Genomic DNA, 23,148 nt, shown 5'->3' on the forward strand with positions numbered 1-23,148 from the left:
TATGTTTCCCAGTTTATCAATTGTGGTTATCTGGTGTTGCCAATACAGTTTCCTTCGTACCGCGATCGCTTGGCGGTTACTATCCACCGCCGGGCAATATGCTGTTGTTCAAGGACGCGGAAGCTGGATTCACGTTCCCTGTCAATCCAGATGAGTTTTCGTGCGGGCGGGCTGAGTCAATTTCGATCGAATAGCTGCACCCTTGCCGAACAAAGAATTCGGCTGTGAGGAAACCTCGCAATTCTACACGGTCACTAGGCCCAGTCCAGAGCCTGCTCGACAAACGGCGTCAACTATCTAGTTCCGCCAGCGCAACGACGCGCTTGCGATGGTTCGACGCCTTGTCCGGTTACCGCAGAAGAGGACGCAATGCCCGATCGGGCAAACTGATCCGACGCAATGTCAGGACGAACCGCCAGACTTCACCGGTTGTAGATCACTGTTCACCAACACGAAATTGCGCCGACCGACATCGGGCACAAACTCGACCACCGCGCGGCGATGGCGACCTTGGCCGCTGAGATCGACGATCGTGCCCAAGCCATACACGGGATGGCACACGAGCATGCCTGGTTCGAAGGCGAGTGGATCGTGGCGCGGACCTTCGCCCATTTCGCCACCGGCCAGTTGTGCCGCCGTGGTCAGGCGTATGCCCGTGCCACGCGCCGCCATCGTGGCCAGCAGGCTGGCGCGATCGGAGCCCAGTTTCGAGGCGGGGGGTGGCGCGAGCAATTCGCTCCGCGTGGCCCCGGCAAACTCCAGCGCGTCCTGCGGAATCTCGAGCAGGAACGAGCTGGGGATCGACATCCGCCGCTGGCCCCGAAAGTCGCGAAACTCGGCACGGCTCAGCCAAAGCTCTTCCTGGGCGCGGGTCATGCCCACGAACAACAGCCGGCGCTCTTCCTCGAGCTGATCGGGATGTTCCTGGCTGCGTTCGTGGGGGATTAACCCCTGTTCGACGGCCAGCAGGAACACGACCGGAAACTCGAGCCCCTTCGAGGCGTGCAGCGTCATCAGCGTGACGCGGTCGTCGCTCACCTCCCAGGCGTCGGTTTCGTTGACGAGACTGGCGTCTTCAAGAAACGTCTCCAGTCGATTCTCGCCGTGGTAGTTCTCGTCGAACTCGTGGGCAGCGGTGAGCAATTCCTCGACGTTCGCCAGACGCTCCTGGTCTTCTTCCGAATCGGATTCTTCGAGCTTGGTGCGGTAGCCCGATTCGGCCAGGACGCTGGTGATCAACCGGGAGACCGGTCCTTGGGCGAGCAGGGCGAAGCGATCGAACATGGCCACGAACCTGGCCACGGCCACCGCGGCACGCTTGGGCAGCCCTTCGACCAGTCCGCTTTCGCGGGCCGCCTCGAGCAGGGGGATGCCGCGCCTTTCCGCGTGCTCGCGCAGCCGAGCGATCGTCGACTTGCCGATACCCCGCGGGGGCGTGTTCACCATACGGGTAAAGGCGATCTCATCGCGCGGGTTGTTCAACAATTGCAGGTACGCGAGCACGTCTTTGATTTCCTGCCGTTTGTAGAACTCGAGCCCGTTGACCATCTGGTAGGGGACGTGCATTTCGTGCAGGGCGAGCTCGAGCGAACGCGACAGCGCATTCATGCGGTAGAAGATGGCAAAGTCGCGCGGACGACGATGGCCGGCGCGCACCTGGTCGGCGATCTCGCTGGCAATGGCGAGCGCTTCTTCACGCTGCGTGGGATAGGTCGTGAAGCGGACCAGGCTTCCTTCGTCGTTCTCGGTGAAGAGCGCTTTCTCCTTCCGACGCCGGTTGTGCGAGATCAGCGCCGCCGCCACGCGCAAGATCGACTTCGTGCTGCGATAGTTCTGCTCGAGCCGCACGACGTGTACATCGGGGTAGTCGCGCTCGAAATCGAGAATGTTGCTCAGGTTCGCCCCACGCCAGCCGTAGATCGATTGATCGGGGTCTCCCGTCACCGCCAGGTTCGGGTGATCGATCGACATGGCGCGCACGATCGCATACTGCGCCAGGTTCGTGTCCTGGTATTCGTCGACCATGATGTAGCGAAAGCGTTCGTCGAGCGTGGCGCGCAACTCGGCGTTGTCGCGCAGCATGCGGGCCACGTGGAGCAGCAGGTCGTCGAAGTCGACCGCCCCGCTCGTGAGCAGCTTCTGCTGGTAGGCGGGATAGACGACCGCCACGATCTTCCCCAGCGGATGGCCGGGGCGGGGCTCGTATTCCTCGGCCGAGATCAGGTTGTTCTTGGCCCAACTGATGGCGTGGGCCACCTGGTCGGGCGTGAAACGGGACTCGTCGAGCTGCAGGTCCTCGAGCGTGTTGCGCAGGGCTTTGCCCGCGTCGGCCGTGTCGTAGATCGTGTAGTTCTCGGGCAGGCCGACGTGCGAGGCGTACTTGCGCAGAAGCTTGGCGCAGAAGCGGTGGAACGTGCTGGTCCAGACGTCGGAACCGGGGGCGAGCGCTTCGACCCGTTCGCGCATCTCACCCGCCGCCTTGTTCGTAAAGGTCAGGGCCAGGATCTGCCAGCCCGGCACGCCCGAACGCAACAGGTTCGCGATGCGGTGCGTGACGACGCGCGTTTTGCCGCTGCCCGGTCCGGCGAGGATGAGCAGGGGGCCTTCGCGATGCTCGGCCGCCTCGCGCTGGGCACTGGTGAGATGTGCTAGCAGATCGTCCACGGGTTGGTTGCAGGCAGGTCTGGAAAGCGGACGGCCGGCGGATGCGGCGTCTCTCCTCGTAAGTATACGGAGATGCACGCGGCCCGGGAGGGAGCAGCGCCGGCCCGCCTTTTCGCGGAACTATTCCGGGCAAAAGCCCTTCGAGCGACGAAGCCTGGTGGCCGCGCGGGGCGCATGAGCGGGACGCGCGCGTGCCCCTCGCGAACGATAGCAGGCGGGCGATAGCAATGCATGCTAGCGCCAGCAGACAGCAGCCGAATTGTGTATCCGAGAGATGAACAATTCGCGCGGCGCTCGCAGAATGCCTGGAAAAAAGCCGGCCGCTCGTTATACTCAGCTTCCGCCGGCCAGGGAGTAAATGCCGGTGGCGCCTGTCGCCTGTTTAGCATCGTAGTCTGTCGGGAAGGAACCCACGCATGACACGTATCCCGCTGAATCGCAGCGAGGGGGACGAACACAGCCTGAAGATGCGCCTCGAGATGAGCACGGCCGAGATCGGACTTTCGGTCCGCACGACCAACTGCCTCGAGGAACGCGGCATCTTTACGGTCGAAGACCTGTTGAACTGCACGCCGAACGATTTGCTCAGCATCTCGAACTTCGGCGAAAAGACGCTGGAAGAAGTCTACAAGTCGCTCGAAGGAATCGGCTTCTATCGCACGTTGCGACCCCGCCGTGCTGCCGTCGCGATGGCCGTCTGAACGACTGGCGGATCGCTTCCTTCCAACACGACCAGCGCCGCGGCCGGTGACATCTCGGTGTCGCCGGCCGCTTTTGTTTCTCGCTCCTCGGCGAATCGGCCACCCTAACCCGAAGCGTCAGCGAGGCAATTCCTGCGAAGCACATCGAGCAAAGAGCTCCCTCGCTGACGCTTCGGGTTGTCATTCCGCGAAGAGATACCGCATCACAGAGCAACTCGGTAGAACTCGCGCGCTACGGCGAGGCGTCAGTCCATGACAGCCCGCCTCTCACGGCGCGAGGTCGAACGTCGCCAGCGTATCTTCGCTACGAATGTAGAGACGGCCATCGACCAGCGCCGGGGCCGACCAGGTGGCTTTCTTCGCCACGATGAACTCCCCTTGTTCCTGGTAACTGTCCGGCGTGGCCGCGATCACCTGGATCGAGGCATCTTCATTGAGCCCCAGCAGCACGTTGCCCGCCAACACGGGCGAACAGTAGTAGCCGTGGTCGCCATCGACCCAGGCGGTCTTGCCGTCGGCGATGCGAACCGCGGCCCATTCGCCGCCGTCGTTCATGCCGTAGATGTGGCCAGCATGGGCCAGCATCGACGACAGGTAGCTCGACAGGTCACGGTTTTCCCAGGCCACACTCTTGCGCATGCCGTCGCCGTCGCGCTCGAGGCGCAACGCCGTCAGCGGGCGATGATCGGCCGTGACGAAGACCATGTCGTCCGCGGCCACGGGGGTGCTGATGCTCTCGTCGTATTGGATCTGAAACGGATGGCTCCATAACAGGCGACCGTCGCGCAGGTCGAGCCCCACGATGCGCGGGCCCGTCATGGCGATCACTTGCGGCACGCCGGCCAGTTCGGCCACGATGGGCGAGCTGTACGACACATTCTCCTCGAGCGACTTCCAGACGACTTCGCCCGTGTGGCGGTCGAAGGCCATGAGCGTGCCCCCCCGCGCGCCCCCCACCTCGAGAATCAACAGGCGTCCGGCGATCGTGGGCGACCCGGTGTAACCGAACAGCGGCACGGGCGCCCCCTGGCCATCACCGATCGGCACGATCACGTTTTCCGTCCCGTTGACGTACGCGCGACCGCGGGGCAGGGGAGCTTTCTGGCCAAACTCCGCCGGAAGAAGCTTCTCCCACACGATCTTTCCCGTCGCGGCTTCGAGGCATTTTAGCCGTCCGGCGATTCCCAGGCTGTAGACCTTGCCCTCGGCATGGCAGCAGGTGCTCTTGGGACCGTTGCCGTGGCGTTGCCCCACGTCGTGCGGTTCAAAATCGACCGGCGAGCTCGATTCCCACAACGGCTCGCCGGTATCGGTATCGAAGGCCAAGGTCCGCTCGCGATTACCCTCGCGGTCGGTGACGAACACGCGGCCGTCGGCGACGATGGGCGAAGACCAGCCGCTGCCCAGCGCTGCGCTCCAGCGAGGCGCGAGTTTGCCCGAGGGCCATTCGGCAGGAAGCTTCGTCGCGGGGGCGATACTTCGTCCGCCAGGTCCTCGCCAACCGGGCCATTGACCCTGGGAGGTCGCGGGGCGTTCGGCGGAATGCCCTGCTGGTGGCGACGCTTGCGGCGTCGGCTCGTCCCCAGCGTGCGCGGGCGCGCCGGGTGCGGCCACAGGCTCCATCGCTTCGTGGCAACCGCCGCCGCACAGGACGAACGCAACTGCCACGAGCAGGAGGCATCGTCGCAGGGGCAAGAATGACATGGTGGTCGAGTACCAGAACTGCTGCGGAACGCTGCCACTGGGGCAGATTGTCTGGCTGGGGATTATAGTCGGCAGGGATGGCTGTGCGGTAGACTTGGCCGTTTCGGTAACATCAGGCGATTCTTATTCTGGGAAAGTAACTGCGTTGGCCCGCTGGCTTGGAACACGTTTCTACGTCAAGAAGCGGCGCGGCCGCCGGACCGGTTCGCCAGCGCTCGGTGGCCTGGGGCTGGGGCTCTTCTTCGCTGCGCTGTTTGCGGTGGGAGTCGGCCTGTTCGTCATGCTGCTGGTCGAGATCGCCCTGCCGGAATGGGCCGCGAACCACCAGTTTCTGGAAGCTCGTGCCGTGGTGCTCAAGAAACGCATCGGCGAGAGCACCAGCGCGGACGCCGCCTATCGGCCCGAGATCCTGATCCGCTACCAGGTAGAAGACGAGGCCTACGAGACGTGGAGCTACGACGTCACGCGCAACTATGCGAGCAACCGTGACGAGCAGCAAAAGATTCTCGATCGCTTCGTGATCGGCCAGCAGTATCCCTGTTGGTACAACCCGCACGATCCCTCGCAAGCCGTGCTGGTGCGCGGCTACAGTTGGGGTTCGTGGCTGATGCTGTTGCTGCCCCTCAGCTTTGTCGTGGTGGGAGGGGGCGGTTTGGCGTATACGCTGCTGAATGCCGGCAAGTCGGCCGAACGCCGCGCGGCGCCGGGCCGCATTTCATCAAGTCTCGATTTTCTCGACACCCTGCGCGACACGGCGAGCGACTATCCTTTCGTGCCACGCGATACGAATCTCACGAACAGTCCCGGTACGACCCTGGCCTTTCGGCTCCCGCTCGAGACGGCGCCCACCTGGGCGCTCGTGGTCGGTTTGGCGGTGGCGCTCGTGGCGTGCGCCGTCTCGATCTACTTTCTCTTCGTCGGCATTCATGGCCATTTCACCGGAGATCACGATTGGGTGCTCACGCTCTTCTCGGGCGTCGGCACGCCGGTGGCCATCTTCCTGGCGGTGTATATGGCACGGCAGGTGTTGGTTGCCACGGGCGTGGGACCGACGCTGGTCGAGATCTCCGATCATCCGCTACTCCCCGGCCGGGAGTACGAGGTTTATCTCTCGCAGGCGGGGCGTTTGCGCATGAACTTGCTCGAGCTGCTCCTGGTGTGCGACGAGAAGGCCACGTTCCAGCAGGGGACGAACACGCGCACCGAGGTGCGGCGCGTGCATCAAGAACAGTTGCATCGCCACGAGGAGTTCGAGATTCTGCCCGGCGCCCCATTGGCGGCGCGACTCAAATTCCAGATTCCGGCCCTCGCCATGCACTCGTTCAAGGCGCCCCATAACGAAGTGTTCTGGCGCATGATCGTGCGCGGCAACGTGCAAGGTTGGCCCGACTTCGAGCGGCACTTTCCGCTCGTCGTGCATCCGCCCCACGGACGCGAGGGGGACGCATGAAACCCTCGACGCTGGAAATCCACTTCGACGGCCATCGCGAGGCGTATCAGCCGGGCGAGATCCTCTCGGGCGGGTATCGCTTCGATATGAGCGAGACGCCGGACGTCGTAGCGCTCGAAGTCTCCGTGCTGTGGCACACCGAAGGCAAGGGGGACGAGGATCTCTCGGTCCACTTGTTCAATCGCTTTGATATTTCGAGCGTGGGCACGCATACGCCCTATCATTCGGGTCGCTTCAGCACGCAGTTGCCGAACTCGCCCCTCAGTTACGAAGGGGTCATCGTCAAGATTCGCTGGTGCGTGCGCATCCGCGTGTTCGACGGTCGGGGCAAGGATATCGTCGCCGAGCGCCCCTTCCGCCTGGGCCTGGTTGCGCCCGCGCGCGCGGTGCTGCCATGAGCGCCGACCTGCCCGGTGACGCCGGCCGCACGAATCCGTTCGCGAGCCGGTTTATACGTCCCGGCGCGCTGCCGTTTCTTTTTCCGCCCGGCGCCAGTGCCGAGCAACTGGTGGCGCGCCTGCACGAGCTGGGCGACAGCGCCGAGATTCGCGGTCCGCACGGGAGCGGCAAATCGACGCTGCTAGCGACGCTGGTCGAGGCGCTGCGCGCAGCGGGACACCTGGTCGAGCTGGCCGAGCTGCACGACGGCCAACGTCAGTTGCCGCCGGAGTTCGCGGCGCGACTGCAGAACTCTCCGCGGGGAACGTTCGTCGCGATCGACGGCTACGAACAGCTTGGCTGGTGGAATCGTCGGCGATTGGCCGCCTGGCGGCGTCGGCGTGGGCTGCAGCTCGTAGTCACCTGCCATCAGGCGGCCGGTCTTCCTTTGTTGTGGGAAACACGTCCCACATTGGCGCTTGCGCGCGAGATTGTCGCGCGGCTGGTCGAGCGTTGCCCCGAGGCCGTGACGCCGGAGCAGATCGAACGCGCCTTCACGGCGCAAGGGGGCGATCTGCGCGAGATGCTCTTCGAGCTGTACGACCACTGCGAGCGGCCGTCGGGCCATTGATTCGCGCGGCGACGGCGCCAGCCAAACGCACCCGTGACGCCATCGTTCCAGGCGCTACAATCATTACGACCCCGTCTTTCGCGCCACGGCGGGGCAGACGCTACGGCCGCTAGCATCGCGCGCGTTTTTCTGATCGCGGGCGCGCCGTGTGCGGCAAAGCACGACCTACATTTGCGGAGACTTGAGGGTGCGCGAGAGCGCGCCCGCATTGCTGGCGCGGATGAGGCACACACTTCGCGATTGCTAGCAAGCACGCAACAGTGACAGACGACCCAGACGAAAAGCTTTACCAAATCGGTCAGCCACGCACACGACTAGTTGACACTCACGAAACGCAACTGTTTAACAGATCTACAAAGACATTTTCTTCCCGCGAGAAAAAAAGAGTAGTCCGATGATCCAGTCCTATGTACGAAGTGCGGTGATCTGCTGTGGCGTGATCGGCACGGTGTTGTCGACGCCGTCGGAGAGCCAGGCGATCTTCCACTGGTTCGGCAACTGCTGCCGTCCGCAGACGACCTACGCGCCGATTCAACCGGCGGTGAACTGCAATCCGTGCGGCGCGCAGACGGCGCAGTACGTCCCCACGACGTGCTATCGCCAGGAAACCGTTGCGGTACCGGTGACGACGTTTCAGCCGGTCACTTCGTGCAGCATGAGCGCGTGCAATCCCTGCAACCCCTGCACCTGGTGCCCGACGACCACGACCACGATGCGCCCCGTCACGGTGATGCAGCAGCAAGTGCGCATGGTGCCCTACACGACCTATCGCATCGTGTACACGACGCCCAGTCCCTGTGCGACGGGCTGTGGCGCGCCGCTGGCGACCGCGATGCCGGCCGCTTCGACCTACTACTATCAACCGTCGACCTCGGCTGTCATGTCGGCTCCGGCGACGGTCGCCCCCAGCACCGGCAGTTGCTGCGGTGGCGGCGCGGCTCCCGCGTCGTATAGCGCTCCTGCCACGACTTACGCAACTCCGACGTCGCCGGCCCCGGTCTACTCGGCTCCGGCTCCGACCTTGAGCTCGCCGCCGGCCACCGCGCCCAACACGACCACGCCTCCTAGCACGTATGAATCGGGCCGTCCCGAATCGAGCACGACGATCGATCCCAACGCTCCGCTGTCGCCCATTCCGCAATCGAGCAGCAGCACGAGTGGCGCGACGTTCGGCCCCAGCATCACGCCCCCCGACTCGTCGCGTACGACGTCGGCGCCGGTGCAGCGTGCCTGGATGGTGCGTCCGGTTTCGAATGCGGTCCCGGCCGACGTGCCGGCCTGGTTGCAGTCGCAGCGCGCCACCCCGACCACGAGCGCGAACACGGCCACCGGCGACGACTGGCGTCCCTCGGTTCGCTAACCCACGATACTCACGAGATTGCAGGAAACTCCAACTCGGAGACCCACAAAGCCCGTCGGCTGCGTTGAGACGCAGCCGACGGGCTTATCGTTGCGCGGGGCTATTCCGCCCGGCAGTCGATCTCTTCCGCCCCGTGCAGATAGCTGTCGGCGACGGGGTAATTACGGAAGCGCATCGTGGCGTGCTCGTCGAACCAACGCGCGATCTCGCGCTCCGCCTCGCGATCGTAGTCCGGCGCTACGTAGAGCGTGCGTCCGGCCAGGGGAGCCCGGATGTCCCCCTCTTCGACGATCACCTGCCCCGCTTTCATCACGAGCCGCGGCAAGGAGAACATCACCTCCCGGTTGGCGTGCGGCGTGTAGATCGTGATATCGGCGTCCGCGCCCGGTCCGAGATGCCCCTTGTGCTTTAAGCCCAACATGCGGGCAGGCGCAGCTCGGGTGATCGTGCAGATCTCTCCCAGCGTGTACTCGCGATCCAGTTCCGCCAGTACGCTGCCGGCGCGGATCTTGGGGTTCACTTGCGCCAGGGCGTCGCGACGATAGGTGCGGTCCATCAGCAGACGAATGATCTGCGGATAGGCCAGAAACGACGCGCCGTTGGGGTGGTCGGTGCTCAGCGCGACGCGCCACGGATCGTCCACCAGCAGAAACCATTCGAGACCGATCGCCCATTGCCAGGCGTGGACCAGGCTCTTCTGGCGATACTCGATCGGCGCGATACCGCAGCCCGCCTCGAGTTCCGTATCGGCACTGAACCACTTGGTGCCGTAGACCTGGTGCAGGTAATAGCCGAGCGGGCCGTCGCCGGTCATGCTCGTCGTTTCGCCGAACATCACTTGTCCGACGTCGACCGTGATGTTCTGGTGCGCGTTCACGTACTCGGCCAGCTCCTTGACGCGCGAGCCGAAGGTCGTCTCGTCCCCTTCGCCGCCGGCATAACTGTGGAACTGAATGTGCGTGAGATGGCCGCGGTGACCTTCCAACGCCCGCATCGTTTCGAGCGTCGTGCTCCAGTTGCCAGGCAAGCCGAGATTATTGGCATGGATGTGAACGGGATGCGGCAGTCGCAATTCATCGGCCGCACGCGCCACCTCGCGCAGGATCGTTCGCGGCGTGACGTTGAAATGATCGACGACGGTATCGAGCCCCTCGACGTTGCCCGAGGCGTGTTGCTTCCACATTTCGACGCCGCCGGGATTGACCAGCTTGCAGGCGTAACTTTTCGTGGCGCCGAGCAGCCAGCCGAGGTAAGCGCGCGTGCGCTCGTATTCACCGGCGGCGAGCGACTCCATCACGTAATGGTTGTTGCCCACCAGGACGAAGAAGCCCTTGTCGAGGCAGGGGGTGTCGGCCAGCTCCTCGTGCGCGTGGCGCGCGAACAGGGGTGGGATCGCCGCGTCGAACGCGGTGGTGTAACCCAGGCCGGCGTATTTGTAGCCCGTCGCGAACGTGGTGGGAGAACTTCCCAGCAGGCCGCTCAGCGTTCGCTCCGTACGAGGCACGGCGACGCCGCGGCGTTTTTCCTCGGGGCGCAGCTTGCGGGCCATGTTCACCTTCGGCCCGGCGATATGACAGTGCATGTCGATGCCCCCCGGCATGACGGCCATGCCGCGTGCGTCGATCGTGCGGTCGGCCCGCGTGCTGGGGTCCTGCGGCGCGGCGATGATGCGCCCCTCGCGGATCCAGAGATCGCGTACTTCACCATCGATGTTGTTCGCCGGGTCGTAGAGGGTGCCGCCGGCGATCTTGAGCAGCGACGTCGTCATGGACAGGCCACCTGCCTTGGCTCGGCGCGCCCTTCTTGCAGGCGACGCTCGAGGCGCACGAGCACCTCGTGATCGCTCGGCAACTTCGACGTGGTGGCGGCACGTAGCGTGAAGGGAACTTCGTCCATGCGATAAACTGTGCCCCCTGTCTGCACGCCCAAGATCGCGGTACGAAACGAGACGGTTGCCGCGCGCGAGGTCTCCGTCTCGCGAGGATCAAGCACGACGGTGGGAATGCCGCGCAGGTGCTCGCGTGCCTCGGCGTTGTATTGCGTCAGCGGATCGCCCGAGACGACGAGCGCCGCGTCGACTTCGCGGCGTGCGAGAAGATCGGCCATGGTGAACTCGCCTGGTCCGAAACGGGGATAACCGCGCGCGTAATTCACCGCGAAGGGAAAACCGCAGCGCCAGGCGAGCACGTTGTCGGCGCCGGTCAGGTTGCTGTAGCCGCGCATCGGTTTGCAGATGAATCGCGTGTGGCGATTCATGTCGCGCGAGAGGGCCATCATCGCCTCGACGTTCAGATGCTTGCCCCGAGTGGTCGTCAGGCCCAGGCCGAAGAGAATGACGCCGAAACGTGCGCGGCGCATCTGGGACATCAGCGATTGCCATTCGGCGAGCGAAATGCCCGTGTCGCGTTCGACCTGCTCGGCGTCGAGCGGTAGATCTTGCGCAAGGGCGCGCAGAGTCCACAGGGCCTCGAAATCACGATGCGGCTTGATGCGCAGGAAGCGATCGACGGCCTCCGCCGTCGGCGTCCGGCGCACGTCCACCAGCACGGCGGTGCGGCTGCGGCGACCATCGCGGAGAAAATTGCCCGCCGGATCGAGGCTATAGCGCTCGAAGTGGCGCGGATGACTTTCGGCCGGGTTCCACCCCCAGAAGATCACCAGGTCCGCGCGGTGACGAATCTCGCCCAGCGTGGCCGTCGGCTCGCCGATGTTTTGCAGGGCCACGGCCGACGGTCCATGGCAGAGACTGGTCGTCGTATCGAGATTCGCCCCCAGTTGATCGGCCAGCGCGACGGCGGCGCGTTGTGCCTCGCAGTTCGTGTCGCCCAGGCCGAAGACCACCGGGTAGCGCGAGTCGGCCAGAATGGCGGCGGCCGCGTCGATGGCTTCGTCGAGCGACGCCGGCTTGCCGCGCACGAGACAGGCCGGCTCGTCGTCGGCCGGCAGTAGTTTTGCCGCGTGCAGGAAGCCGGCGCGGCCAAGCTCGCACGCCCGATCGACGGCGACGACCGCGTTCTGCGCCACGTGCAACGTGAGGTCATCACACGTGCAACTGCAGAATGGGCAGACGGCGTCTTCCAGCACCGTGAGTGAGCTCGCGTGTGCGCGCGGCGAAGTATCAGCAATCGGCGATGTGGCGGCAACTTGCTTCGCATCGCGCGCCGGCGACGAACATCGTTCGAGGCGGACGGCGATCCCCTTGCCGATCGGCATGCCGGTGGCCTCGGTTTCATCGCCGAGTAAAAGTGCCGAGGCTTCGCCGATGGGGAGGAAAAGCAGGCCCGGCGGCAATTCGTCGTGGGCAACGACGGCGACAGAGACTTCACAGACGCCGTGCGAGGAGACGAGCCGCACGCGATCACCCGTGGCGAGCTCGAGTCGCGCGGCGTCCTGGGGCGCGAGGCGCACGGTCTCCCCCTCGGCAGGATTGCCGAGCGCCAAGACACTACCCGCCACGCCCACGCCGTAGCGCTGTGAATAGCCGACGATCAAGAGGAAACCAACAGGCATGGAAGATCTACGCAGTCGAGGCAAGCCGGCAGGGGTGAATGGGCGCTACTCTATTCTGTACGCTGGCAGGTGTTTAGGCCAGTCGCCGGGCCGCCCAATCACCGGCTAGTCGCTGCACGTGTCCTTGTCATTTAGAATGCACGCTCGGCGGGCCGAGGTCTGCCTGGACTTCACGTCGCATCGCGCAAACACGTGTGGGCAATTGCATGGAACTTGCCAAGGGATCGGTCGACCGTCTGGCAGCGAGGCCGATGATCCGAGTCGTCGACGTGACGCAACACTACGGCGTGCGGCCCGTGTTGCGCGATCTCAGTCTCGACGTGCAGCCGGGCGAGTTGGTGGTGTTGATGGGACCCAACGGCATGGGCAAGACCACCTTGATGAATGTCATCGGCGGCGGCTTATCGCCGCAGCGAGGCTACGTCGAGATCGACGGCCAACGCCGCCGCAGCACGGCCGAAGTCGAGCTGGCGATTCGAAAAAAGGTCGTCTACCTGGCTGACCGACCGTGGCTGCCGATGCGCGCTACCGGACGCGAGATCCTGCTGGCCGTGGGGCGGTTGTACAACGTCGATGCCACGTGGTTGATTGACCACGTGCAATTGTTGCTCGAACTGTTCGAACTGCACGAGTGTGGCGACTCGCCCCTACGCGATTGCTCGGCCGGACAACAAAAGAAGATCGCGCTTTGTTCCGCACTGGTGACCGAGGCGCCCCTCATGCTGCTCGACGAACCGTTTTCTGGCGGTCTCGATCCGGCGGGCCTGCTCGTCATGAAGCGCTTGTTGCGGCAACTTGCGACGGAAAGGGGCCGCACGATCGTGTTGGCTACCCCGGTGCCGGAACTGGTCGATGAACTAGGCGCGCGGATTGTTCTCCTCGGGGATGGACGCATCGTGGCCGATGGATCGGCCGAACAACTGCGAACAGAGTCAGGTCGCGAGGGACCTTTGGAGGAAGTGGTGGCGACGATGATCGCGCCGAAGTCGTTCGGAGCGATCGAACGATATTTCCAGGAAACGAAGCGATGATGAGAAGCTCACCCTGGTTTTTCCATCTCGGCCCCATCGCCTGCTTGGTGCTCGCGTTCTATGTGGTAGGGTTGCTCGCCATCCATCTGCTACAGGGGAGCCCGTGGCAAGTATGGGGCAATGAGCTAGCGCATGGAGCAGTGCCATTGCTGGTTGTCATCTTGCCGATTTATGCGTTCTGGCGCGTTGTTGCCTACCATCCGGCATGGTCGCAGGACTATCGCGACTGGCTGCGCAACACACCCTGGACCAGCGAGCAACCACTGCCGTTCGGACCGGCGCAGCCTACCTGGCCAGAGCTGGCGGCCTTGCTCGTCATCTTGTTCTTGGCAGGTCTCGTCGAATGGAGCTTGTTTCTGTCTATCTGGTGCGCCGTGACGGTGGTCTATGTAGGTACTCAGGCGCTGACCGCAACGGCGCGAGGACGGTATGCGTGGGGCTATGCCACCTGGTTTACGGGGTTTGCGCTCCCTGTCGTCTGGACTTCCCCCTGGTTCGTATTGCTCGTCACCGTCGTCATGCAGGCCATCGGTCGCGGTGCCCTGGCTGCTTCATTGCGTGAGCTGCGCGCTCAGACAGCACTCACTTGCGAGCAATTGCCATTCTATCGGGCGAATCGTCGGAACCGCGAAGTGTCTCTCGACGGTGCCCTTCTGCCCCTTGGGCCGCATTTGTCCGAGCACCGTGTCAAGACGCGCGACGCGTGGCTCATTAGTGTGGCAGTTGCCTGGGCTTATTTCGCCATTTCTCTGGCAGCCGCGCGAAATGGCAATGTCGTAGAAGATGGCTTCTTTCGCACTTTCGTCGTCATATTGGCAGTGGGTGTGATCGTCGTCCGGCTGTGGCGATATGTCGTGACGGGGCTTTGGCCCCCTATCAGTTATCGTGGTCGACTGGCGACGCGACAGTGGCTTGTGCCGGGCTACGATCGTGTGTTCGCCGCACCACTTCTCGTCTTGGGAATGCTTTTCGTGGGGATCTATCTCGCCCCTGGAACGACCGTTCGCGATCTCATGACGTTATCAGGTCTCGTTTTCGCGCTGCTGCTGGTGGGGTTGGGAATGGGGCCCGGCTATCGGGAATGGATGCTTACAGCCCCTGGCAGATTATCTCCCATGCAACCGGATGGAGGAGACACAAGGCAGATACAGTAGAATCTCACGGCCTTGCCCCCTCGTTCTCTCGCCTACGCCTCATGCACATCGGTCCCACGGAGATTGAAGACACTTTTGCCGAGGCCTTCGGCATGAAGTGTACGCGCGTTCTTGTCACGGCCGATGACGACGAGTGGCTTGAGGCTGCGGTTCGCGCCTCGACCGGGTATGCCTCGTCGGTGATCGGCTGCGATGCGGAAGCTGGCGTCGAGCGGTTTCTGCCAGCCAAGGAAACGCCCGACGGGCGGCCCGGTGTCTCCCTGCTCTTCTGGGGCTTCTCGACCGAGGCACTGACCAAGGCCGTGCCCCAGCGCGTCGGCCAATGCCTGATGACCTGCGCGACGACGTCGGTCTTCGACGGGATGCCCGACGCCGAACGCCGCATCCCGCTCGGCAAGCATTTGCGTTATTTCGGCGACGGATTTCAGAAGAGCAAGGTGATCGCGGGCCGGCGCTACTGGCGCGTGCCGGTGATGGATGGCGAGTTTCTCGTCGAGGAGTCGCTCGGCGCGGTCGATGGCGTTGGAGGCGGCAATCTGATTCTACAAGCGGTCGATCGCGCGACGGGCACCGCGGCGGCGCGACGCGCCGTGACTGCCATCGCCAAGGTACCGGGTGCGGTTGCTCCTTTCCCGGGAGGCGTTGTTCGTAGCGGCAGCAAGGTCGGCTCGCGCTACAAGGCCCTGCGCGCCTCGACGAACGAGGCCTTCTGCCCCACCTTGCGGGGCCGTGTCGATTCCGCGTTGCTCGACGGCGTGAACTGCGCCTACGAGATCGTCATCGACGGCGTCAACGAGACAGCGGTCGCACGAGCGATGGCCGAGGCGATCCGCGCCGCGGCCGGGCCGGGCGTGCCGCGCATCGGCGCCGCCCACTTCGGCGGCAAACTCGGCAAGTTTCACTTCCACCTGCACAAACTGCTGGGTGAGTAGCAGACGCCGCTGTGGGTTTGTTGCTCCTTCGTCGTGCCGTAGTGCCGTCGTGGTTACTCTCTCGCGTGCTGTCTCCTTCGTCGTGTTACCAATCGTCGATTTCTTACCACAACGGCACTACGACACGACGAGGAGTCGGTTGCGTTATTCTTCATTCCTCGATGCAGTAAAGCTGCGAGTCGGTGCGGATGAGTAGTTTGTTGCCCGCGATGGCGGGCGTCGCAAGGCACATCGCCTCTTCGTCGAGCGGGTTCGTGTGCAGCACCTCGAACTCGGGGCCCGCCTTGACGACCGTCGTCACGCCGAATTCGTTCAGGCAGAAGATCGCGTCGCGGTAGGCCCAGGGCGAAGCGGTGTAGGCCTTGCCGTCGGGAATGCGACGCTTGCCGTAGGCGATTTCCCCCGTGTTCGCGTCGTAGCAGGCGATGATGCCCGCATCGAGCACAACGTAGATATAGTCGCCATAGGCCAACGGCGAAGGGTTGTAAGGTGCGGCGGCCTTTTGACGCCAGGCGACGAACTCGCTCGTGTCCGCGCCGGCCACGGGCGTAATGTCCCCCTTGGCTCCCGGCTTCACGGCGACCAGTGGCTTCTTGTTTCCCATCACGTGCCCTGACGTGACATAGAGCAGTCCGTGATGCGCAAACGGCGTGGGAATCGCATTGCGCGACATCTCGTTGAGCTGCCACAGCACGTTGCCGTCGAGATCGTACGACAGCACCTGGCCGGCGCCCGACGCGATCAACTCCGTCCGCTCCGGCGTGCGCCACACGAAGGGGGTGGCCCAGTTGCTCCCCCTGTCGCGCGCGACGCGCCATTTCTCGGCGCCCGTCTGCTTGTCGAGCGCCGTAATGAAGGACGATTCCTCGTTGTCGTTGAGCACGATCAAGGCGTCGTCGGTCAAGGTGGGCGAAGCCCCCGTGCCCCAGCCGTTGGCGGACGGATAGTTGCCAAGATTCTTCGACCAGACCCGGTTGCCCTCGAAGTCGTAGGCGAAGACGCCGACGTTGCCGAAATAAACGTAGAGCAATTCGCCGTCGGTGACGGGCGTCTCCGAGGCATAAGTGTTCTTCAAGTGAATGGAACTGGGGGGAGGGCCTTCGTGCGCGGTCTTTTCCCACAACAGCGTGCCATCGGCCAGGTCGAGGCACATCACCTTCCAGCGATGCACAGCCGGGGAGATCTCCGGTCGTTCACCACCCAGATAAAGTCCGCGCCGCTGCTTCTCGCCGTCGCCGTCACTCTCGACCGTGGTAAGGAAGACGCGATCGCCCCACACGATGGGCGACGCCCAGCCCCGGCCGGGAATGGCCTGCTTCCAACGCACATTCTCCGTGGCGCTCCATTTCAGCGGCAGCGTGCCTGCTTCCACCGCGCCGGTCGCATGCGGCCCCCGAAACTGCGGCCAATCGCTCGAGCTCGGCGCGGCGGCCAACACGGCGCGCGCCGAAACACCAACCGCCAGGATACTCAACAGCAGGGCAACTCGTATCGCTCGTGGCATGGCGAATGTCATGGATGGCTAACCGCAAAAGATATGGTTGGCTTCTCAATTCCTTCGCGCCCTTGGCGTCTTCGCGGTAATCATTCTTTTACCGCGAAGACGCCAAGGGCGCGAAGGGACAGAAGATTTGGAGTACGATCGTTCGATTCGTTGAGTAGTTACCGATTCTGCGCGTTCCAGGTTTCGCGGAAACGCATGTAGTAGCGCTGAACCTCCGCCACGCAACTCTGGCCGGTCGGCGATTTTTGCCGGCAACAGGCCTCGGCCGTTTTCGACTTGTCGACCACCCCACGCACCCGGGTCACCACCCCCTCGCGAACGTCCTGCTCGATGTCGTCGGTGGTAAGACCAAAGCAGGGGCAGACCGGCGCGGTCGGGTCTTTGGGATAAGCGGGGAATCGCAGCCGATCGACGGGTACCACGCGCTCGAAGGCGTCGAAGTAGGCCACCTCGCAGCGGGGATAAGGACAGTAAAAGGCGCTCTCCGCGACCGCCGTGCGCCCCTCTGCGCCCAATTGGGCGGCCAGCGTCTCCGGCCCCACCGCCAGGCCGGGCGAATCGCACTGCGGGCAGCGGCACGCGGCGGTTTCGTCGGGTTCGCGGACAAAGGCCTTGTTCATGCTCCTCATCATACGTCGCCGACAGGAGATAGCGAAATTGCCCGATTTCGGCCCAGATCCCATAATAGAAACAGACTCACCGCGCGCCGCGTAGGAAGTGCTGACGAGAATTGCTCCCCCGAGGGAAGTCTGGCGTGCGATTGCTGACGTACAACATCCACAAGGGCATCGGCGGACGCGATCGGCTCTACCGCATCGAACGCATCCTGGCGGTCATCGAGCACGAGAATCCCGACTTCATCTGTCTGCAGGAAGTCGACCGCAACGTCCGCCGCTCGCGCTACGAGGACCAGCCCGAGTTCCTGGCGAGCTATTTCAATGCCGTGGGCAAGCTCTACCAGCTCAATGTCGAGTTGAAAGAGGGGGGCTACGGTAATCTCCTCCTGTCGCGCTGGCCCATCCAGCGGCACCATCAGCTCTCGTTGCGACTGAACAGCAAGAAGCCGCGTGGGGCACAGATCGCCATCATCGACACCCCCGAGGGACCCGTCCGCGTGGTGAACCATCACCTGGGGCTCTCCGATTACGAGCGTCACTGGCAGGTTGGGCATCTGCTCGAGCATCGCTCGTTTCGCGATGGGCAGGATCTGCCCACCGTGATCGCGGGTGATACGAACGATTGGCGGAATACGTTGATCTCGGGCGCGCTCAATACGCACGGCTTTCAGCAGGTCACCTCCCCTCCCTCGAGGTTCCGTTCGTTCCCGGCCTATCTGGCGATGGGATCGCTCGACAAGGTCTTCTACCGCGGCGCGCTCGAGGTGCGCAGCGCGCACATCGTTCGTACGCCCATGGCCCGCACGGCCTCCGACCACCTGCCGCTGGTCGTCGATTTTCATCTCGCCCCTCCCGAGACGAACGGGCATTCGTAGACGAAACGCCCTTCGAGCAAGGGGGGCAGGGGGGCGTGCAGCTCTCTCGCACCCCGCCGGGATCGGCGCTTACAGCCACCAACGCAGCAGGTAGGCCCCCGCCGCCAGGGTACGCTTCCACCAGGGCAAGGCGTCGAGCTTCTCCTTCGTCACTCGTTCGCTCTGGCCGATTTCCTCATCGATGATCTCGACCATCAGCCGGGCGAACTCGGGCGAGCGAATGATCGCCACGAACTCGAGGTTGAAATACAGGCTGCGCGCGTCGAGATTGGCCGAGCCGATCACCGTCCACTCCTGATCGACGACGATCACCTTGCTATGCAGCATACGAATCTGGCGCTCGAAGAGGAGGAAGCCACGCCGCAACAGCCCGCGATAAAGATGCCGGGTAGCCCATTCCACGAGCGGCACATCGCTCCGGCTGGGGACGACAATGCGAATCTGCGCTCCATGCCGCCGTGCCGCGAGAAGGGCGCGCAGCACCCGACCGACGGGCACGAAGTATGCCATCGAGATATCGATCGAGGTGCGGCCATTGCGCAGCACGCGCGCGAAGACGCGTCCGGCGCGCGTGAAGCGTTTGCCGGGACCACTGTCGTAGAACAGGATCGCCTCGGGACGTGCGGAGATGGCGCCGCGACGATACGAGCGGCGCCGTTGCCGGATAGGCTCACCGTGAGCCCGGCGCCACGAGCGCGAAAAACTATCGGCGATGGCCGCCTGATCGGAACCTTCGAGTCGCAGGTGGACGTCGCGCCAACTGCCGCCTCCGCTGCTGGCGGCCCTGCTGCGCGGCGTGGGGGGATCGCCCGTGGCCGAGACATTCATCCCGCCAAAGTAGCCGACTCGGTCGTCGATGACGAGCAGCTTGCGGTGATTCCGCCGATTGAGCGTCCACAGAAAGCGGAAACGCCGCAGCCCTTCCCACAGCGAGTGAAAACCATGCACCTGGACCCCCGCGGCCGCCATCGAGGCGAAGAACCAGGCCGGCGTGAATTGCGAGCCGACCGCATCGTAGAGCACGCGGACGTCGAGCCCGGCGCGGGCTCGGTCCTCGAGCGCCGCCGCCACGGCCCGGCCCACGTCGTCGGACGTGAAGATGTAACATTCGAGCCAGACCCGGTGCCGGGCCGCACGGATGTCGGCCATCATGGCGGCCGCCAGCTCGGGTGTCTCGACGAAGACCCGCAACTCGTTGCGCCCGACCGTGACGCGGCGAATCGGTGCGCCGGCGATAATGTCGAGCGGTTCTTCGGTGGCCATGCGGTAATCGAACGAATGGGAACGGGGGTTCGGGATTATATCGCCTGGCGGGCGAATTGCCCGTGAAATTGGCCAGCGGGGGGCAGGACGGGAAAAAGGGAACTCGGCGGAGTGGAACTCGCCTTGGAGCGCCTGGCCGGGTGCGGTTACAATCCGCCGCCCGCCCCACCACTGCTAGCATGCGGCAAGGAAGTCGCGGCAGCAAATTCGGCCGGCGAGTAACTCGCTCGGACGAACCCCACCCCAGGACAATGGCAACGACCCGTAGGTTGCCAGGTCGGGCGGCAAGGAGGCCGAACCATGCAGAAGCTACTCATTACCGGTGTCGACGGAATGCTCGGCGCCAATCTCGCCGCGGTCTTGGCCGATCGCGCGGAGGTGGTCGGACTGCATTCCTCGAAGCGCCCGGTGCAGATTCCGGCGGTGACGACCCAGACGTGCGATCTCGACGACCCGGCGGCGGTCGAGGCGGCCGTCGTCGAACTGGCGCCCCATTTCGTCATCCACTGCGGTCGTTGCTCCCAGGCAAGTTGGGATGTGCTGCTCAACCAGAAGGCCCACGTCCATGCGGATCGCGAGGCCGCGATTGCCCGGGCAATGGCCGATGCCACGATTCGCTTGCGGAGCAAATTGACCGTCATCGCGACCGATAGCGTCTTCACGGGTCCGCGGCTGTTTCACGAAGAGAATGAGACGGCGGCCGCGCCCGGTTCCTTGGCGGACGCTGCCCGGGCGATGGAAGACGTGCTGGCGGCCACGCCGACCTTGATCGTGCGGACGACTGCCTACGGTTGGAATCTGCACGGCGGATCGGTGGGCTTTGCCGAGCAACTGTGGAATCAACTGGCCGAAGGGACGGCCACGGCGATCGACCCGCAACCGCATGCCACGCCGATCCTGGCCGCGGATCTGGCCGAGCTGTTGTGGCACGCCCAGCAGCGTGGTTTGGAAGGGCTCTATCACATCACGGGCGCGGAGCGCACGAGCATGTTGCGTTTTGCGACCGAGCTGGCGGCCCTGGCCGGTTTCGACGCCCCGAGTGGTGCCGCGACGGCGCTCGCTCCGCACGATTCGTCCACGGTGCGAGCGGAAACTTCGCTCAACACGCGCCGCGCGCGTCGCCTGTTGAAGAAGCCCATGCCATTGCTGCGCGAGGGCTTGGAGCGTTTTGTCGCCCAGAAACGGGGCGAAGAGCTGGGCCTCGAGCGCGAGCTGCTCGTCGCCGGCGGTCGGGCGGCTTAAGGCAGACTGGCCACGTGCCGATAGGCTAACGCCGTGCGAGGTGCAGCAACTCGTAGATTCGTGGATCGGCCAGACTATCGGCGATGAACCGTGCGCCGGTAAAGTCGTGCGTGTGGCTGTGCCCCCCCGGCACGGCCACGGCGATGGCGCCCGACGTGACCGCGGCGCGGCAGCCGTTGTGGCTGTCTTCGAACACCACCATGCTCTGCGGCGGCACGCCGTGGCGGTGTGCGGCGGTGTGGTAAATCTCTGGACTCGGTTTGCCTTCGACGACGTCTTCGGACGTCAAGAGAAAGGCGAACCGCGGTTCCAACTGAAACCGCGAGAGGATGTCGCGCGTGAAAGCCCGGCCACTGCTGGTGGCGATGGCCTTGGGAATCATCGCCGCCTCGAGCGCGGCCAGCAGCTCGAGCACGCCAGGCATGGGGGACAAGGCGCGGTCGAGAATCGCCGGGAAGATCTCGTCCGTTTCGTTCGACAACCCCTCGACCGTATCGTCGAGCTCGTGGTAGTCGATCATCATCTGCAGCGAGACACGCCCCGGACGCCCCATCATCTGATTCAACAGCTCGGCGGTGAACTCCTTGCCGCGGCGGCGCAGCAATTCGTTTCCCACCTCCTGGTAGAGCTCTTCGGTGTTGAAGAGCAGGCCATCGAGATCGAACGTGACGGCGGCCGGAGCCGAAGCGGGACGAGCAGCAGCACTCATGGATCGGGCGGGATATCGAACCAGTGGGCAGGGGAGAGACCGCGCACGGAAGGGCCGCCTCACAGCCACCGATCTTATCGCTCGACCTGCCGGGGGTCTACGAGCCTACTTGCCCTGGGCGGGTTGTTCCGCGCCACTGGCGCCGCGGTGGGCCCATTTGCTCAGCAGCTTCGAGAAAGACGACTTGCTGGCGGACTCGGCCACGTGCGGACGTTGCACGCCAACCAAGGCGTCGGCCAGTCCCATCATGCTCTGGGTGATCTTCGCCTTGGGGGCCTGCTCGATGAGGGGCACGCCGTTGTTGCGCACCTCGACCATCGTGCGATAGTCGTTCGGCAGCTTCCAGAAAATCTCGCGGCCGATCGTGTCTTGCGCCTTCTTGAGACTGATCTGGCCGGCATCGAGCCCCAGGCGATTGACGACGATCTTTACCTTGTCGAGCACACCCGGTATCTCGGCGAGCGACATCATCAATCGCACCACGTTGCGCAGGCAGGGCAGGTCGAGTTGCGTGACCAGCAGCACGTGATCGGCCATTTCGAGCGCCACGCGATCGATGGGCGTGTAGCTCTTCGACAGGTCGAGAATCAAGTGCGTGAAGGTGGCCTTCATCAGGCCCACCACGCGGCGGACGTCGTCGGGCGTGATCAGGTTGGCATCTTCGATCTGCACCGGTCGAGGCAGCAGATACAGTCCCGACGAATGCTTGGTCAACGATCGCTTGAGCAGCGAGAAGTCGAGACGGGTGACGTTCTGCGCCACGTCGACGAGCGTGTAGTCGGGAATGGCGTCGAGAAAGACGTCGGCATCGCCCAGGCAGAGATCCAGATCGACCAGGGCGACGAAGTTCGATTCGTCGTTGGCCAGCGCGCAGCCGATATTCACCCCGATGCTCGTGGCGCCGACGCCCCCCGTGGCGCCGGCCACCGCGATGACGTGGCTGCCGCGCGAGCGCGACTCCTGGCCGAAACGCTGCGACGAAATACGTTCGATCGCGGCGACCATCTCTTCCAGGCCGACCGGCTGCGTGAGGAACTCCTTCGCCCCGGCCCGCATCGCGCGCAGGATCAAGGTGCCATCGACCGACGAGCTCACGACGAGCAGATTGCACTCGGGCGCCGTGGCCGAGATCTTCGACACCAGCGCGAGCGCTTTGTCGGGATCGGCGTCGATCACCACCAGCCCGATATCAGGCTGGGTTTGCGCCACGACGTCGGCGAAGAACTCGTAGCGCGAGCACTCCGCTTCGAGCCAGATCAGGTCCATCCCCAACAACGTCTGTTTCAGCGTATTGCGCGAGCTATCGGTGGGGTCCACGATGGCCAGACGAAGCACATTTTTCATGAGAGGCTGATTCTACGGTCGCAGCGCCGCGGCGCTTGGTTTCCGATGACCTGGGGGCGAGCCTCTTCCAGTGGGTCGT

19 protein-coding genes are annotated in these 23,148 nt (G+C 64.1%); 10 read left to right on the forward strand and 9 right to left on the reverse strand.

Annotated elements, in window-relative coordinates:
• Nucleotides 1–402: 402 nt before the first annotated feature.
• Entirely contained in the window at nt 403–2,664 is a 2,262-nt protein-coding gene (locus tag KF708_03790; protein MBX3411815.1) for a UvrD-helicase domain-containing protein, read from the reverse strand.
• A gap of 416 nt (nt 2,665–3,080) precedes the next feature.
• Between KF708_03790 and KF708_03795 the strand changes: the two genes are divergently transcribed.
• On the forward strand, nt 3,081–3,365 hold the full coding sequence (locus KF708_03795) for a DNA-directed RNA polymerase subunit alpha (GenBank protein MBX3411816.1): 285 nt from the start codon (nt 3,081–3,083) through the stop codon (nt 3,363–3,365).
• 267 nt (nt 3,366–3,632) lie between these two features.
• On the opposite strand, the gene KF708_03800 is transcribed toward KF708_03795, so the two are convergent.
• Nucleotides 3,633–5,033 carry a PQQ-binding-like beta-propeller repeat protein gene (locus tag KF708_03800; GenBank protein ID MBX3411817.1) on the reverse strand — a complete coding sequence of 467 codons (1,401 nt, stop codon included), beginning with the start codon at nt 5,031–5,033 and terminating at the stop codon, nt 3,633–3,635.
• Nucleotides 5,034–5,214: 181 nt separating this feature from the next.
• Here KF708_03800 and KF708_03805 point away from each other — a divergent pair, with 181 nt between their 5' ends.
• From KF708_03805 to KF708_03820, 4 genes are all read left to right on the forward strand, one after another.
• On the forward strand, nt 5,215–6,519 hold the full coding sequence (locus tag KF708_03805) for a DUF3592 domain-containing protein (GenBank protein MBX3411818.1): 1,305 nt from the start codon (nt 5,215–5,217) through the stop codon (nt 6,517–6,519).
• The gene (locus KF708_03810; protein ID MBX3411819.1) at nt 6,516–6,917 is read left to right on the forward strand and encodes a hypothetical protein; all 402 of its coding nucleotides are present in this window, start codon (nt 6,516–6,518) and stop codon (nt 6,915–6,917) included. The genes KF708_03805 and KF708_03810 overlap by 4 nt, the downstream gene beginning before the upstream one ends.
• Complete coding sequence (locus tag KF708_03815) at nt 6,914–7,528, forward strand: hypothetical protein (GenBank protein MBX3411820.1); 615 nt, start codon at nt 6,914–6,916, stop codon at nt 7,526–7,528. Before KF708_03810 ends, KF708_03815 begins: the two co-directional genes overlap by 4 nt.
• 394 nt (nt 7,529–7,922) lie before the next feature.
• Complete coding sequence (locus KF708_03820) at nt 7,923–8,888, forward strand: hypothetical protein (protein ID MBX3411821.1); 966 nt, start codon at nt 7,923–7,925, stop codon at nt 8,886–8,888.
• Nucleotides 8,889–8,988: 100 nt separating this feature from the next.
• On the opposite strand, the gene KF708_03825 is transcribed toward KF708_03820, so the two are convergent.
• Together KF708_03825 and KF708_03830 are read right to left on the reverse strand one after the other, a co-directional pair.
• On the reverse strand, nt 8,989–10,656 hold the full coding sequence (locus KF708_03825) for a formylmethanofuran dehydrogenase subunit A (protein MBX3411822.1): 1,668 nt from the start codon (nt 10,654–10,656) through the stop codon (nt 8,989–8,991).
• Complete coding sequence (locus KF708_03830) at nt 10,653–12,398, reverse strand: formylmethanofuran dehydrogenase subunit B (GenBank protein ID MBX3411823.1); 1,746 nt, start codon at nt 12,396–12,398, stop codon at nt 10,653–10,655. Before KF708_03830 ends, KF708_03825 begins: the two co-directional genes overlap by 4 nt.
• Nucleotides 12,399–12,604: 206 nt before the next feature.
• On the opposite strand from KF708_03830, the gene KF708_03835 reads away from it, so the two are divergent.
• From KF708_03835 to fhcD, 3 genes are read left to right on the forward strand one after another with little or no spacing between them, the layout of a single operon-like run.
• Nucleotides 12,605–13,429: an ABC transporter ATP-binding protein gene (locus tag KF708_03835; GenBank protein ID MBX3411824.1), complete on the forward strand. Its 825-nt coding sequence runs from the start codon at nt 12,605–12,607 to the stop codon at nt 13,427–13,429.
• The gene (locus KF708_03840) at nt 13,426–14,583 is read left to right on the forward strand and encodes a hypothetical protein (protein MBX3411825.1); all 1,158 of its coding nucleotides are present in this window, start codon (nt 13,426–13,428) and stop codon (nt 14,581–14,583) included. Before KF708_03835 ends, KF708_03840 begins: the two co-directional genes overlap by 4 nt.
• Nucleotides 14,584–14,624: 41 nt before the next feature.
• Nucleotides 14,625–15,515: a formylmethanofuran--tetrahydromethanopterin N-formyltransferase gene (gene fhcD / locus KF708_03845; protein MBX3411826.1), complete on the forward strand. Its 891-nt coding sequence runs from the start codon at nt 14,625–14,627 to the stop codon at nt 15,513–15,515.
• Between the two features lie 151 nt (nt 15,516–15,666).
• On the opposite strand, the gene KF708_03850 is transcribed toward fhcD, so the two are convergent.
• Nucleotides 15,667–17,031, reverse strand: a complete 1,365-nt coding sequence (locus KF708_03850) for a PQQ-binding-like beta-propeller repeat protein (protein ID MBX3411827.1) — start codon at nt 17,029–17,031, stop codon at nt 15,667–15,669.
• A gap of 146 nt (nt 17,032–17,177) precedes the next feature.
• On the reverse strand, nt 17,178–17,639 hold the full coding sequence (locus KF708_03855) for a hypothetical protein (GenBank protein ID MBX3411828.1): 462 nt from the start codon (nt 17,637–17,639) through the stop codon (nt 17,178–17,180).
• A gap of 134 nt (nt 17,640–17,773) precedes the next feature.
• Here KF708_03855 and KF708_03860 point away from each other — a divergent pair, with 134 nt between their 5' ends.
• Nucleotides 17,774–18,511 carry an endonuclease/exonuclease/phosphatase family protein gene (locus KF708_03860; GenBank protein MBX3411829.1) on the forward strand — a complete coding sequence of 246 codons (738 nt, stop codon included), beginning with the start codon at nt 17,774–17,776 and terminating at the stop codon, nt 18,509–18,511.
• A gap of 69 nt (nt 18,512–18,580) precedes the next feature.
• On the opposite strand, the gene KF708_03865 is transcribed toward KF708_03860, so the two are convergent.
• Entirely contained in the window at nt 18,581–19,774 is a 1,194-nt protein-coding gene (locus KF708_03865) for a hypothetical protein (GenBank protein MBX3411830.1), read from the reverse strand.
• A 300-nt stretch (nt 19,775–20,074) separates the two neighbouring features.
• Between KF708_03865 and KF708_03870 the strand changes: the two genes are divergently transcribed.
• Nucleotides 20,075–21,016, forward strand: coding sequence for a sugar nucleotide-binding protein (locus tag KF708_03870; GenBank protein ID MBX3411831.1), 942 nt, complete (start codon nt 20,075–20,077; stop codon nt 21,014–21,016).
• A 25-nt stretch (nt 21,017–21,041) separates the two neighbouring features.
• Here KF708_03870 and KF708_03875 read toward each other — a convergent pair whose 3' ends face one another.
• Nucleotides 21,042–21,725, reverse strand: a complete 684-nt coding sequence (locus KF708_03875; protein MBX3411832.1) for an HAD-IA family hydrolase — start codon at nt 21,723–21,725, stop codon at nt 21,042–21,044.
• A gap of 105 nt (nt 21,726–21,830) precedes the next feature.
• Complete coding sequence (locus KF708_03880; protein ID MBX3411833.1) at nt 21,831–23,069, reverse strand: MinD/ParA family protein; 1,239 nt, start codon at nt 23,067–23,069, stop codon at nt 21,831–21,833.
• Between the last annotated feature and the right edge of the window lie 79 nt (nt 23,070–23,148).

This window comes from Pirellulales bacterium, assembly GCA_019636335.1.
Classification (GTDB): Bacteria; Planctomycetota; Planctomycetia; order Pirellulales; family JAEUIK01; genus JAHBXR01.